Below are 14,231 nucleotides of genomic sequence, written 5' to 3'. Positions count from 1 at the left end.
TCAGATTCTCGGGAGATTCCAAGTTTCGGCCTCAACGGGGCCATTGGCTACGCCCCCACTTTCCTCCCCGGGGCCCTCCACTTCCCACCACAGAACCCAGATTTACCGGGATTCCGCCATATTTGGCCTAAAAATCTATGAAGCAAAGACCCCTACCTGGAAGGACCCCCACTTTCCCTCCACCAGAACTTGGTGCAAGAAACCGCTAAATTTAGCCAATTTTTAACTCCAGACCCTCGCCAAACCAATGAAATCGCATTGACAGTGGGGGGTTGTGGAGTAAAGTGGAGGCAAGTAGAGAAGAGTGGGGCTTCCGGCCACTTCGCGGAAAGGCGGTGTGCATGTTCCTGGGAACGTACACGCCGAAACTCGACGAGAAGGGTCGTCTGATTCTTCCTGCTAAATATCGTGACGAGTTGTCCTACGGGCTAGTGCTGACTCGCGGTCAGGAACGTTGCATTTACGTTTTCAGCCAGCGGGAGTTCGAAAAGCAGCATGAACAGCTAGCTCAGGCATCTTTGACCTCACGACGAGCACGCGACTATGCACGTGTGTTCCTCTCGGGGGCCTCGGATGAAGTGCCGGACAAGCAAGGGCGCGTCACGATCCCGCAAGTGCTTCGCACTTACGGAGGCCTTGACCGTGAAGTGACAGTCATTGGTGCAGGTAATCGCATCGAAATCTGGGACACGGACGCTTGGCAACAGTATTTGGACGAACAAGAGGATGTTTTCTCAGATACTGATGAGGACTGAGGTCGTCAGACCGAGGTTTATTCCGACAACACATGATGTTGGGATGAGATCTCCAGCCACCTAGCGGGGAAAATCATCTGGCTTCACTTCCCCGGAGCCAGAAGGTGGACCACCTCTTGGTTGGAGGGGGATCTGATCTCAACAACAGATCGAACAGCGAAAGGGGGCGCAGTGCCAAATCAGGATTCCCAGCGACCAGCATCCGAACGCCACGTTCCAGTACTTCTGGACCGTTGCGTCAATCTCCTCGCACCAGGTATTGAGCGTGCAAATGCTGAAGGCCGTCGGGCAATCGTGGTGGACTGCACCCTTGGAATGGGCGGACACTCAGAAGCCATTCTGAAGCGTTTCGACAACCTTCACCTCATCGGCCTCGATCGCGACGAACAAGCTCATGAGCTTGCCGGCGCACGCTTGAAGCCATTCGAAGACCGCATCGATTTGGTTCACGCCGTCTACGACGAAATCGCTGACGTAGTCGAAGACCTCGGATTCCCCGGCGTTGATGGAGTGCTCTTCGACCTCGGCGTCTCATCCTTGCAGCTGGACGAGCGCGAACGTGGATTCGCCTATTCCTACGACGCTCCATTGGACATGCGCATGGACACCTCGGTGGGTCCAACCGCCGAGGACCTGGTCAACGATCTGGAACGCGACGAACTGTTGCGCATCATCCGCCAGTGGGGCGAAGAGAAGTTCGCTGGACGAATCTCAACCGCCATCGTTGAAGCCCGAGCACAAGCACGAATCACGACCACCGCAGAACTGGTGGAAATCATTCGACGTGTAGTTCCAGCGGCAGCCGCTCGAAATGGCGGCCACCCAGCGAAACGCACCTTCCAGGCCCTGCGCATTGCGGTCAACGAGGAACTCGACGTGCTTGAGCGTGCGATTCCTGCGGCCATGGGAGCTTTGAACGTCGGCGGTCGCGTCGTCGTCATGAGCTACCACTCTTTGGAAGACAAGATCACCAAGAGGCACTTCGTGCAGGGTGCAACCTCTTCGGCCCCTCCGGGATTCCCGGTGGAGCTGGAGGAACATAAGGCTGAATACAAGGTCCTGACCAAGGGAACTGAAAAGCCAAGCGACCAGGAAATTGCCGAGAATTCCCGTGCAGCCTCAGCTCGTTTGCGAGCTGTGGAGCGAGTGTTGAAGAGGAGCTAGGATGAGCCAACGAGCCCCGCGCCGCGTGCAGAAGACTGCAGCTGTGAACAACCAGCCAGTTGTCGATGGCAGTGCTGCACGAGCCTTGCGCCCCGAGCCCGTGCTTGCCAGCGATCTGCCCAAAGGCGAATCCCGCCAGCGGGTGACCCTGTCCTTGGTCCCTCGGATCAAGGAAACGAACCGCCGCTCCATGGTCACTATGTCGGCGATTCTGGTTCTGCTGGCCTTCAGCGTCATCGTGACCTTGGTACTGCTCAACACCTCGGTAGCCCAGCGCCAATACGACATCGTTTCGCTGCGCAACCAGGAACGCGCGCTGTCCCAGGAGAACCAGGCACTGCTCAAGGAAGCGCAGTCATTGGCTGCACCGCAGGCTCTGGCTGCCAAAGCCAAGGATCTCGGCCTGGTTTCGCCTGGCGCTCCTGGCCTGATCAGCCTTTCCGAAGGCAAGGTGACCCAGGAAGCCGAAGACGCCGTCAAGGCCAAGGACAACAAGCAGGAATACGGAACCCTGCCATTGCCTGGTGCTAGCGTCCGCGAAGGCGAAGGCACCCAGGATAAGGCTGACACCGAAAAGTCGTCGACCCCGAAGACCACTGTGGGCAAAACCTCAACCGAAGCAGAGAAGAAGACTGACTCTGCCGCGGATTCGAAGGAAGGCGAAGTGAAGCCAGCAAAGAGCGAGCGCGAGGTCGCTGAAGACGGTCGTCCGGTCTTCCAGGACTCGGAACTTAACGGCGGCACGATCCCGGCGCCAAGCATCAAATCCCCAGCAAATTAGCGAGATCTTTCTAAGCTAGAACTGAGCTAGCTGATACTGCTGGAAACCACGCTGAGGGAAAGTTAGGTTCATTGTGAGTTCGACGGCAATCGACACTGCGAAAAAGCGGATGCGCTTCGTACTGGTTCTCTCAGTAACCCTGTTGGTGATCATCCTGGCCCGGCTTGTCTGGGTCCAGGGCATCAACGCGGCTACGGTAGCCAACGCGGCCCAGCAGAATCGTGAACGCGAAGAAGTCATCGCTCCCACCCGCGGCTCAATCGAAGACCGCAATGGAACCACCTTGGCTGTTTCCGTCGACCGCTATGACCTGGTTATCGACCAGCGCGAGCAGGACGAAGATATCCGTCGTGCCAAGCGTGACGGTTCCAATGGCCACGAGCGCATCAGCTGGGACCAAGCCATCCAGGAACTTGCCGAGACGCTGGACCAAGATCCCGAAGAACTCGCCACCAAGGTGCGCCCGCAAGGCGATGCCAAGCCAAAGGGCTATGTGGTCATCGCCAAGAGCGTGACACCAGAAGTGCGCAACGAGGTCCGTGAAATCGGCATCCCGCGACTTTCCTCCCTGCTGCGCAGCGAACGCCAGTACCCTCAGGGCGTTATCGCCGGCCCGTTGCTTGGCTTCGTCCGGAATTCGGAAGATCAGACCTCCATGGTCGGTGCTGAAGGCCTTGAACTCAGCCAGGAAGACCACTTGGCAGGTACCGCCGGCAGCCGCAAATACGAGATCAGCGCTGACGGCGTGCGTATTCCGGTGACCGAAGTCGAAGAAACCCCGGCGGTCAACGGACAGGACGTCCTGCTGACCATCGACTCCGACATCAACTACGTCGCCCAGCGAGCTGCTGAAAAGAAGCAGGCGGAGTTCAACGCCGAGTGGGTCTCCGTGGTTGCCATGGAAGTGAAGACCGGCAAGATCCTGGCTATTGGCGACTCCGCCGAGTTGGACCCCAATGACCCCGGCGCCACCGATCCCGAGTTCCGCCACTCCACTTCGATTACTCGCGCATTCGAGCCAGGCTCAACCGGCAAGGCCCCGATCTTCGCGGCTGCCCTCGACCAAGGCGTCGTCAAGGCCACGGACGAGCTCACTGTGCCGCACAAGAAGACTTTCACCAAGGAAACCATCAACGATTCCTTGGAGCACGCCACCTACGACATGACCGTCGCAGGTATCTTCGCCCGCTCGTACAACACCGGTACCGTGATGGTCGGCAACAAGATGAGCAAGCAGACCCGTTACGACTACATGAGGGCCTTTGGCCTGGGCACGCCAATCCAGGTGGGCCTGAACGGTGCCAGCGCCGGCCAGCTGGCGAAACCCGAAAATTGGGATCGACGCCAGCAGTACACCACCATGTTCGGCCAGGGCTATTCGCAGACCGTGCTGCACACCGCTTCCATCTTCCAAGCCATCGCCAACGGCGGCGTCCGTCTCTCGCCAAGCCTGATCGAAGGCTACCGAAACGACGACGGCTCGGTCACAAAGATCCCTGATCCCGAAGAGAAGCGTGTAATCAAGGAATCCACTTCCAAGGAAATGCTGAAGATCATGGAATCCGTGGTCGACTACGGCACCGGTTACAAGGAAGCCATCCCCGGATACCGTGTCGGCGGCAAGACCGGTACCGGCCAGGCCGCCAGCGCCAAGGGCTACGACGGCTATACTTATTCCTTTGCAGGTGTAGCTCCTTTGGAGGATCCGCAGTTCGTTGTTGTGGCGACGATGTACCGTCCAAAGGGCAACTGGAAAGACTTCTCGGTAGCTGACACGTTTACCGACGTGATGAGCCATACGCTCAACACATTCAATGTGCCTCCGAGCACGACTAAGTCAGAGGCGTATGACGTCTTTGTAGGTAAGGAACAAAAGAAATCTTGGTAGTCCAGAATCCCGGAACCCCGCGTGAATTGGAACGGTACCTTCGTCCAGAGAATATGGCCGGTGTGGGCTTCGATCAGGTATGCGGCGCGGTTGGCGCCGTGCGAACCGGAACGCAATTCAACGCGACTCCGCAGATCCTCGGCGTCAGCTTGAACCCGCAGGTCGTACAGCCAGGCGATGTCTTCCTGGGCATCTCGGGCGCCAAGCGACACGGGGCCGAGTTCGTGGACACCGCGATTTCCAATGGTGCCCTTGCCATCATCACCGACACCGCTGGCTTGGACTTCCTCCCTGAAGAACTCTCCATCCCTGTGGCAGTCGTGGCCGATGTCCGCAAGGCCGCTGCCCAGATCGCCCAGACGGTCTATGGCACTGATGAGCGCAGTCCGCAGTTGTTCGCCGTCACCGGAACCAACGGCAAGACCACCACGACTTTCATGATTCGCGCGATTCTCGAAGCGCTCGGAGAAGAGACGGGCCTGATCGGCACCATCGAGATGTCCGCACGCGGGCAGATCATCCCTAGCGTATTGACGACGCCAGAGTCCACCCAGCTCCACGGAGTCCTTGCGCGCATGGCGCAACAAGATGTGAACTCTGTAGCCATGGAGGTCTCCAGCCACTCCTTGAGCTACGGACGCGTTGATGCCCTGGACTTCAAAGTCTCCGGCTACACCAACCTCACCCAGGACCACTTGGACCTGCACGGGACCATGGAAGACTACTTCCAGACCAAGGCGCAGCTGTTCACGGAAGAACACAGCCAGTGCGCCGTCGTCATGATCGATGATCCCTACGGCGCGCGACTGGCCGAAGAGGCGCAGATTCCTACGCAGTCCTTGAGCCTGGACGAAGCCAATGAACACGCCGATTGGCGCGTCACCGAACTGGCTCACTCCGGACTCGGCCACAGCTTCACGCTGCTGAACCGTGATGGCCGCGCGCTGCGCACTCGCACCGCGCTGCCAGGCATGTTCAACGTGGCCAACGCCGCCTTGGCCACGACCATGGTGCTTGCCAGCGGCGTAGAACTCGAAGCATTGCAAGCGGCCCTCGATGCCAAAGACCCATTGTCGGTCGCTGTTCCAGGACGCATGCAGGTGGTAGCCCAGTCGCCGGTTGCCGTCGTCGATTTCGCCCATAACTCCGATGCGCTGGCCAAGGCACTGGATTCCATCCGACCGGGTGCCGAGGGGCGCCGGATCGTGGTCTTCGGGGCCACCGGCGAACGAGACAAAACCAAACGCCCAGATATGGGTGCAGTTGCAGCGCGCCACGCAGATATCGTGATTGTCACCGACGATGACCCGCACGGCGAAGCCCCTGAGCCGATCCGCGAGCAGGTTGCCGCCGGCGCACAGGGCGTGATCGACTCTGAACGGCCCGATACCCAGCTATTCAACATCGCGCCACGCGCCAAAGCCGTGGAATTCGCTGTGAGTTTAGCGCAGCTGAACGATGCGATCCTGGTGGCCGGCCGCGGACATGAAGTTAGCCAAGACGTTGCGGGAATCGACGTTGCACTCGATGATCGCGTGGAACTGGCAAATGCCCTAAATCTTCATGGATTTGTGACCAATTCCTAGACGGCACAAGACCACGATCACCACCGCTCAAGTGTAAAGTCCTTAATGCCATGATTGAACTGTCTTTGACTGACCTTTTGAAGATCACCGGGGGAGAAGCGACTGCGACAGTCGCCTCCGACACGGTGGTCACTTCTGTGACCACGGATTCACGTGAAGTCACCGCCGGGTGCTTGTTTGTAGCCAAGCCCGGAGAATTTTCCGATGGACATGCCTTCATCGATAAAGCCCTGGCCGCCGGCGCCGTACTGGCCCTGGCCGAACGGCTGACCTATAACGATAACCGGGACGTGCATCCCGCGATCATCGTCGACGACGCTGTTGAAGCCATGGGCAAAATCGCAGCGCACATCGTTGAGTACCTCAAAGCCAAAAACGACGCCAAGGTCGTGGGCATCACCGGCTCTGCCGGCAAAACCACCACCAAGGATCTGCTGGCCGGAATCCTCTCCCAGGTGGCACCGACGGTTTCGCCGATCGGTTCCTACAACGGCGAAGTCGGCGTGCCGCTGACCGTCTTCAACGCCACCGAAGAGACCAAGTTCTTCGTAATCGAAATGGGCGCGACCGGCATCGGCCACCTGACCTACCTCACCGACATGGTGCACCCCCAGGTGGGTGTCGTGCTCTGTGTAGGCACCGCGCACGCTGGGGAATTCGGCGGAGTCGAGAACATCGAGAAGGCCAAGGGCGAACTCGTTGAGGCACTGGATGCCAGCGGCATCGCCATTTTGAACGCAGAGGATTCCCGCGTCGCGCGCATGGACTCGCGCGCCACGGCGGAAGTCCGTTTCTTCGGAACCGGGGAGCAAAAGCCCGCACGCGCAGGGGTCTGGGCCAGCGACGTCGTCGTTAATGGCCAGGGCCAGCCGCAGCTGACCTTGCAGTTCCCCGATGGCTACAGCCAGCGGATCACCTCAGGGCTGCTTGGCCGCCACCACGTCAGCAACATCCTCGCCGCCGCCAACGCTGCGTTTGCGCTGGATGTCAGCCCGCAGCTCATCGCCGACAGCCTGGACGGGCAGAGCGCCGGCAGCCGCTGGCGCATGGAGCGCATTGACCGCGCCGACGGCGTGAGCATCATCAACGACGCCTATAACGCCAACCCTGAATCCATGCGCGCTGCCCTGGTCACCCTGGCCGAGCTGGGCCTGGGCGAGGACGGCAGCCCGGGCCGCCGGACCTGGGCGGTTCTGGGCGAGATGCTCGAACTGGGTGATGAAAGCATTCACCAGCATGATTTGCTCGGACGCATGGCTGTTCGAATGAACATCAAAAAACTTGTAGTTGTCGGTCGCGGCGCCAAGCCCGCCTACAACTCGGCGGTACTTGAAGGCAGCTGGGGCGACGAGGCCTACTACGTGGAGAACGTAGATGAAGCCCGCGAACTACTGCAAAAGGAACTCCAGCCAGGCGATATCGCCTTGTTCAAGTCCTCTAATGGGGCCGGTCTGCGCTTCCTCGGCGACGACATCGCAGCATTCGTGAAGGAAGGCGAAGACGCGTGATCGCATTGATCTTGGGGGCAGGTATTGCCCTTGTACTGACCATGGTGGCAATGCCGCTCTACATCAAGCTGCTGACCAAGAAGCAGTACGGCCAGGTCGTGCGTGATGACGGTCCGAACTCGCACGCCGTGAAGTCCGGCACCCCCACCATGGGTGGCGTTGTCTTCGTGCTGGCGGTCTTCGTCGCCTACTTCGCGACCCATGGCGTTTTGGCCCTGATGGGACGTTCCTCCTCGGGCATCACTGCCACCGGCCTGCTGGTCCTGCTGCTTTTCGGCGGCATGGGATTGGTCGGCTTCCTTGATGACTTCATCAAGATCTTCAAGAAGCGTTCGCTGGGCCTGCGCGCCTGGCAGAAGATCGTCCTGCAGGCCGTCATCGGCATCAGCTTCGCAGTGCTGGCACTCCAGTTCCCTGACGAGCGCGGCCTGACTCCGGGATCCACCGCGATCTCCTTCCTGCGTGACAGCAATATCGATTTGGCGTTCGCCGGTCCGATGCTGGGACTGATCCTGTTCGTCATCTGGGCGAACTTCATCGTCACCGGCACCACCAACGCAGTGAACCTCACCGATGGCCTGGATGGCTTGGCCACCGGTGCCTCGATCATGGTTTTCGGCGCCTACACCCTGATGGGCATCTGGCAGCAGAACCAGGCATGCTCCAACAGCAATTCCCTTGATGTCTGCTACTCGGTGCGCGACCCCCAGGATCTTGCCTTGCTCGGCGCCACCCTGTCCGGCGCGTTGATCGCCTTCCTGTGGTTCAACGCCAAGCCTGCGAAGATCTTCATGGGCGATACCGGATCGTTGGCCATCGGCGGCGCGGTTGCCGCATTCGCGATCCTTTCCCGCACCCAGCTGCTGCTGGTCGTCATCGCCGGCCTGTTCGTGATCATCTCCCTGTCGGTCATCATCCAGGTGGGCTACTTCAAGCTTTCCGGAGGCAAGCGCGTGTTCAAGATGGCACCGCTGCAGCACCACTTCGAGCTCTCGGGCTGGTCCGAGGAAAACGTCGTTATCCGCTTCTGGATCCTAGCCGGTCTCTTCGTGGCCGCCGGCCTGGGACTCTTCTACTCTGAATGGGTTGTCGCACTGTGAGCGCAGATGCCAAGAAAGTATTGGATTCGCTAACCAGCTGGGATGCAGACTGGAAAGGCCTGCGCGTCGTGGTTGCGGGACTTGGCCTGTCCGGGTTCTCCGCCGCCGATACGCTGATTGAACTCGGCGCCATCGTCACCGTCATTGACGGCAAGAACGATGAGCTGAACCAGCAGCGTGCCGAGACCTTGAAGATTGTCGGGGCACACCAGGTGCTGCTGGGGACCGAGAATGTCCGCAGCCTCCCGCAGGTTGATGGGCAGGACGCCCAGCTGGTGATGGTTTCGCCAGGCTGGAATCCGCGCCACCCGGTTATCGCCGAGGCCGCTGAAGCGGGCATCGAGATCTGGAGCGACATCGAACTTGCCTGGCGCGTCCAGAATCGCGCAGGGCATACCGCTCCGAAGTGGCTGGCGATCACCGGCACCAACGGCAAGACCACTACCGTGGGAATGACCGAGTCGATCTTGCAGGCTGCCGGCCTGAAAGCCATCGCCGTAGGCAACGTCGGCACCCCGATTCTGGATGCGGTCCGCGAACCGGTGGATTACGACGTCTTCGCTGTTGAGCTCTCAAGCTTCCAGCTGCACTACACCCATAGCATTTCGCCGGTGGCCTCCGTGGTATTGAATATCGCCGAGGACCACGTCGATTGGCATGACGGCTTCGAGAACTACAAGGCAGCCAAGGCGAAGATCTACGAGCGCACGCAGGTTGCGGCGATCTTCAACGCCGAAGAAGAGATCACCATCCGCATGGTTGAAAATGCTGACGTGATCGAGGGCTGCCGTGCCATCGGATTCACCACCGATTCGCCTTCGGTATCCATGATCGGCGTGGTCGAAAGCCTTCTGGTGGATCGCGCCTACATCGAGGACCGCAAGACCAACGCGGTGGAACTGATCCCGCTTGACCAGATCGGCGAGATCGTCCCTCGCCACACGGCTGCCAATGCCGCTGCCGCGGCCGCCCTGACTCGCGCCTACGGCGTAGAGCCAGAAGCCATCGCCCAAGGCCTGAGCGGATTCGACGCCGGGGACCACCGCATCCAGGCGGTAGCCCGGAAGAACGACATCCTCTGGATCAACGACTCCAAGGCCACCAACCCGCACGCCGCAGACGCGTCGCTGGCAGCCTTCACCCGGGTGGTGTGGATCGCCGGCGGCCTGTCCAAGGGCGTGGACTACGAGGATCTGGTTGCCAAGCATGCCCACCGCCTGGCAAAGGTGCTGCTCATCGGCACCGACACCGCGGGCCTGATCGAGGCATTGTCCTCGAAGGCGCCGGATGTTGAAGTCATCAACGTCACCGCTGAAGCACAGAATGCCGACGGGGCCGCGCCGAGCGGAACCCAGGTGATGACCCGCGCCGTGTACAAGGCCGCCGAGATTGCACAGCCCGGTGACACCGTGCTGATGGCGCCTGCCGCAGCGTCCATGGATCAATTCAGTTCCTACGCACAGCGTGGCAACGCATTTATCAGCGCCGTCAGTGATCTGATGGATAGAGCTGACGAAGGCAATTAGGCAACCGAGTACCGAACAGATGACACCGAGGCAGGAGGCACCTATGGCGATGAAGCAACAACGACCGTCCACGGGCGCCAAGCAGAAAACTCCTTGGTTCGCCAAGCTGATCGGCAGCGTGGAAAACGCCAGCGGGCGCATGGCCTCCATGGACTATTGGCTCGTCGTCGTCATCTCCGTTGTGCTCGCTATCTTCGGCGTGCTGATGGTGCAGTCCTCTGCATCTGTTGAAGCCATTGCCAAGGGCAAAGACGGATTCACCGTCGCACTGTCCCAAGGCATGTTCGCCGGTGTGGGTATTCTTTGCATGCTCGGCATGCAGTACGTCAAGCCGACCAGCCTCAAACGGCTGGCATGGCCATCTGCCATTGCCGCCTTCTTCCTGCTGTTCCTGGTGGCGTTCACGCCCCTGGGCCACGAAGTTCTCGGTAACCGAAACTGGATCAAGATTGGTCCGCTCGGATTGCAGCCAAGTGAATTCTCCAAGCTGGCGTTGGCAGTTTTTGCCGCATTCATGCTTGAGAAGAAGCAGCACCTGTTGCACGACATGAAGCACCTGGTGATTCCGGTCGTCGTTCCCGTGGGCATTGGCATCGTGGGCCTGGTTGTCCTCGGCAAGGACGTTGGCACCGCCTTGGTCCTGCTGATGATCATCGCCTCGGCAATGTTCCTCGGCGGCATCCGCATGAAGTGGCTAGCCGGTTTCGGTGCTGTTGGCCTGGTCGGCTTGTCCGTGGCCGTCATGGGCTCCTCCAACCGACGCCAGCGCGTTTTGGCCTGGCTGGATACCGACTGCGGCCCCAGCGACCAGCTGTGCTACCAGGCGAGCATGGGCCTGCACGCTTTCGCCTCGGGCGGTTGGTTCGGCGTGGGCGCAGGCCAGTCACGCATGAAATGGTCGTATGTGCCAGAAGCGCAGAACGACTTCATCTTCTCCATTCTTGGTGAAGAATTCGGCTTGATCGGTGTCCTGTTCGTGCTGGTGATGTTCATCCTCCTGGCGCTGGCCATGTACCGAATCGCCCTGCGAGCCAGCGACCTGTACACCAAGGTCCTCATGGGCTGCCTGATGTCGTGGGTCATCGGCCAGACATTCGTCAACCTCGGAACCGTGACCGGAGTTCTCCCGGTGATCGGCGTGCCGTTGCCATTCATTTCATCCGGTGGTTCAGCCATGCTGGCCATCATGCTGGCCATGGGCTTTGTGCTTTCATCGGCCAGGGCCCAGAAGCTCGCCTTTGATTCTTCGGTGGAGAACAACACCCCTAAGCCAAATAACGCAAAGTAGCGTGTGGCGTTCACACGCTTAGTGAAGCTGTAGCCCTTCGATTAGACGACGTGGGGCACTGATCCCGCAGGAACGGGACGAAGGAGCAGAAGACCAGATGACTGAAGCAATGCGACTTGTTGTGGCCGGCGGCGGAACTGCCGGTCATATCTCGCCCATGCTGGCAATTGCTGACGCCGTCAAAGTAGAGCAAGCCGATGCGCAGATCACCGCGCTTGGTTCGCCCGGTGGGCTGGAGACCAAACTGGTTCCCGAAGCGGGATACCAGCTCGAACTCATTCCCAAGGCGCCGATGCCGCGCAGCTTGAACCTCGACCTGCTGAAGTTTCCATTCCGATTCATTACTGCGCTGAACCAAGCCAAGCGCGTTCTGAAGCAGTCCGGAGCCGAAGCCGTGTTGGGTGTCGGCGGGTACGTCTGCACGCCGGCCTATCTGGCTGCCAAGCAACTGAAACTTCCGATCTTTGTCCACGAAGCCAACTCCGTGGCCGGCATGGCCAATAAGCTGGGGGCCAAGTCCGCGGCCTTTGTCGGCACGACTTTTGCCAACACCGGATTGCCAGGCGAGGTACAGGTCGGCATGCCGATGCGTTCCAACGTGGCGCAGATGAACCGCACGGAGCTTCGTGGTGAAGCACGCGAGTACTTCGGGGTCAGCGGCGACAAGCCGGTGCTTTTGGTGACCGGCGGATCCTCCGGCGCACAGAGCATCAATACCGCAATTTCCGAGTCCTTGGCGGAACTGCATGCTGCAGGCGTTCATACCGTGCACATCACCGGTCGCGGCAAGCAGATCTTGGATGCCGAAGGCCAGCTGCTCGCCCACGAGGGATATACCCAGGTCGAGTACGTGGACCGCATGGACTATGCCTACGCTGTCGCCGATTTGATGGTCTGCCGTTCCGGCGCCGGAACGGTGTGCGAACTGGCCGTCGCTGGAACCGCCGCTGTTCTGGTTCCGCTGCCTATCGGCAATGGAGAGCAGAAGCTCAACGCCCGCGACCTGGTAGCAGCCGGGGGAGCGGTGCTGGTCTCGGATGATGAATTCACCAAGTCGTACATCACCGAAAATGTCATTAAATTGCTGGAAGATCAGCATAAACTTGAACAGATGTCTCAGGCAGCTGCCTCTCTAGGGCAGCGCGACGCCGCACAAATCATGGCGCGTCGGATTATTGAAGAAGTTTCAACCCGCCGTGGTGCGGGTCAGGAAGGCTAGAACAATGGCATTGCGCGCCAACGAACTGCAAGCTGAACTCGGCAAAGTACATCTCATGGGAGTTGGCGGTGTCGGTGTTTCAGCAGTAGCTCGCTTGTTGCTGGACTACGGTCTGGAAGTTTCAGGAACTGATGCCAAGGACCTGCCAGTGCTCGAAGGTTTGCGCCAGCGCGGCGCACGCATCGAGATCGGCTACGACGCGGCCAACCTGGGCGACGCGGAAACTGTGGTGATCTCCTCGATCATCAAGCCCGGCAACCCTGAGTACGACGAAGCGGTTCGCCGCGGTCTGAAAATCCTGCACCGCTCCGAAGGCCTCGAAGCAACCATGCGCGGCCACGAGAAGATCGTCACCATCGCCGGCACCCACGGCAAGACCACTACCACGTCGTTGACCGCGCACATGCTCAAGGCAGTCGGCGCGCGCCCTAGTTTCGCAGTGGGAGCAAATATCCCGAGCCTGGGCACCAATGCCGAGTTGGGTGAAGGTGGATACTTCGTGGCAGAGGCCGACGAGTCGGATGCCTCATTCCTGAACTACCGTCCTGATGTCATCATCGTGACCAACGTGGAAGCCGACCACCTCGATCACTACGGCACCGAAGAAGCCGTGCACCAGGCCTTTGTGGATTTTGCGCGCCTGCTTCCAGAAGACGGCCTGCTCATCTGCTGCGCCGATGATCCCGGAGCCAACGAGCTTGCCCGAAAGATGCGCCACGAACGCAGCGACCTTCGCGTCCAGACCTACGGCTTCAGCGACCACGCCGACCGCAGGCTTTCGCAGGCCCAAGCCACCGAGGACGGCCGGTTCTCCGCGCTCGTTGAGTGGGGCAGCGGCCAGAGCTACACCCTGGACCTGGCAGTTCCCGGCCAGCACAACCTGCTCAATGCGACGGCGGCGCTGTCGGTGGGCATCGATGCTGGGCTGGACGTCGACGAAGCTCTCAAGGCACTTGCGAGCTTCTCGGGTGCGGCACGCCGCTTCGAGTTCAAAGGCAATGTGGGGGATGTACGGGTCTACGATGACTACGCCCATCATCCAACAGAAGTCCTTGCCGCGCTTTCTGCCGGTCGCACTGTAGCCGGGGAGGGGCACCTTCATGTGGTGTTCCAGCCACACCTGTTCAGCCGCACCAAGGAGTTCTACCGCGAATTCGCCAAGGCTCTGTCCCTGGCCGATTCGGTAGCCGTGCTGGAGATCTATCCTGCGCGCGAAGAACCAATTGAAGGCGTCACCAGCGAATTGATCGCATCCCGCGTTGAGGTCCCATCACATGTGCTGAGTCCGGCAGGTGCCGTCGCTCATATTGTTGAACAGGCCGAACCGGGAGACGTGGTCATGACCATCGGCGCCGGGGATGTCACCGCGCTGGGTCCGCAGATCGTGGCGTCACTGAGCTAATCGCAACTCGAAAT

The 14,231-nt window shown here is 60.0% G+C and carries 11 protein-coding genes; all 11 read left to right on the top strand.

What is annotated here, in order from left to right; translation table 11 throughout:
- Positions 1-341 precede the first annotated feature (341 nt).
- The 11 genes from mraZ (at position 342) to murC (ending at position 14,217) form a co-directional block, all read left to right on the top strand.
- The gene (gene mraZ / locus D3791_RS01740) at positions 342-755 is read left to right on the top strand and encodes a division/cell wall cluster transcriptional repressor MraZ (RefSeq protein ID WP_022876563.1); all 414 of its coding nucleotides are present in this window, start codon (positions 342-344) and stop codon (positions 753-755) included.
- Between the two features lie 171 nt (positions 756-926).
- Positions 927-1,919, top strand: coding sequence for a 16S rRNA (cytosine(1402)-N(4))-methyltransferase RsmH (gene rsmH, locus D3791_RS01735; RefSeq protein WP_172511127.1), 993 nt, complete (start codon positions 927-929; stop codon positions 1,917-1,919).
- A gap of 1 nt (position 1,920) precedes the next feature.
- The gene (gene ftsL / locus D3791_RS01730; RefSeq protein ID WP_172511126.1) at positions 1,921-2,700 is read left to right on the top strand and encodes a cell division protein FtsL; all 780 of its coding nucleotides are present in this window, start codon (positions 1,921-1,923) and stop codon (positions 2,698-2,700) included.
- A gap of 73 nt (positions 2,701-2,773) precedes the next feature.
- On the top strand, positions 2,774-4,588 hold the full coding sequence (locus tag D3791_RS01725; RefSeq protein ID WP_246242263.1) for a peptidoglycan D,D-transpeptidase FtsI family protein: 1,815 nt from the start codon (positions 2,774-2,776) through the stop codon (positions 4,586-4,588).
- Positions 4,582-6,174, top strand: coding sequence for a UDP-N-acetylmuramoyl-L-alanyl-D-glutamate--2,6-diaminopimelate ligase (locus tag D3791_RS01720; RefSeq protein WP_172511125.1), 1,593 nt, complete (start codon positions 4,582-4,584; stop codon positions 6,172-6,174). The genes D3791_RS01725 and D3791_RS01720 overlap by 7 nt, the downstream gene beginning before the upstream one ends.
- Before the next feature lie 50 nt (positions 6,175-6,224).
- A complete protein-coding gene (locus D3791_RS01715; RefSeq protein WP_172511124.1) occupies positions 6,225-7,682 on the top strand; it encodes a UDP-N-acetylmuramoyl-tripeptide--D-alanyl-D-alanine ligase in 1,458 nt (485 codons plus the stop codon).
- Positions 7,679-8,782 (top strand): phospho-N-acetylmuramoyl-pentapeptide-transferase, encoded by a 1,104-nt coding sequence (gene mraY, locus D3791_RS01710; protein WP_022876557.1) that lies wholly within the window; start codon positions 7,679-7,681, stop codon positions 8,780-8,782. The genes D3791_RS01715 and mraY overlap by 4 nt, the downstream gene beginning before the upstream one ends.
- The gene (murD, locus tag D3791_RS01705; RefSeq protein WP_172511123.1) at positions 8,764-10,308 is read left to right on the top strand and encodes a UDP-N-acetylmuramoyl-L-alanine--D-glutamate ligase; all 1,545 of its coding nucleotides are present in this window, start codon (positions 8,764-8,766) and stop codon (positions 10,306-10,308) included. Before mraY ends, murD begins: the two co-directional genes overlap by 19 nt.
- A 49-nt stretch (positions 10,309-10,357) precedes the next feature.
- The gene (locus tag D3791_RS01700) at positions 10,358-11,596 is read left to right on the top strand and encodes an FtsW/RodA/SpoVE family cell cycle protein (protein ID WP_246242262.1); all 1,239 of its coding nucleotides are present in this window, start codon (positions 10,358-10,360) and stop codon (positions 11,594-11,596) included.
- A 97-nt stretch (positions 11,597-11,693) separates the two neighbouring features.
- Positions 11,694-12,815: an undecaprenyldiphospho-muramoylpentapeptide beta-N-acetylglucosaminyltransferase gene (gene murG / locus D3791_RS01695; protein ID WP_022876554.1), complete on the top strand. Its 1,122-nt coding sequence runs from the start codon at positions 11,694-11,696 to the stop codon at positions 12,813-12,815.
- 4 nt (positions 12,816-12,819) lie between these two features.
- Positions 12,820-14,217, top strand: coding sequence for a UDP-N-acetylmuramate--L-alanine ligase (murC, locus tag D3791_RS01690; RefSeq protein WP_022876553.1), 1,398 nt, complete (start codon positions 12,820-12,822; stop codon positions 14,215-14,217).
- The last annotated feature ends 14 nt before the right edge of the window (positions 14,218-14,231 follow it).

Source organism: Glutamicibacter mishrai, from assembly GCF_012221945.1.
In the GTDB taxonomy this organism is placed as follows: domain Bacteria; phylum Actinomycetota; class Actinomycetes; order Actinomycetales; family Micrococcaceae; genus Glutamicibacter; species Glutamicibacter mishrai.
This window is presented reverse-complemented; position numbering and strand designations above follow the sequence as displayed.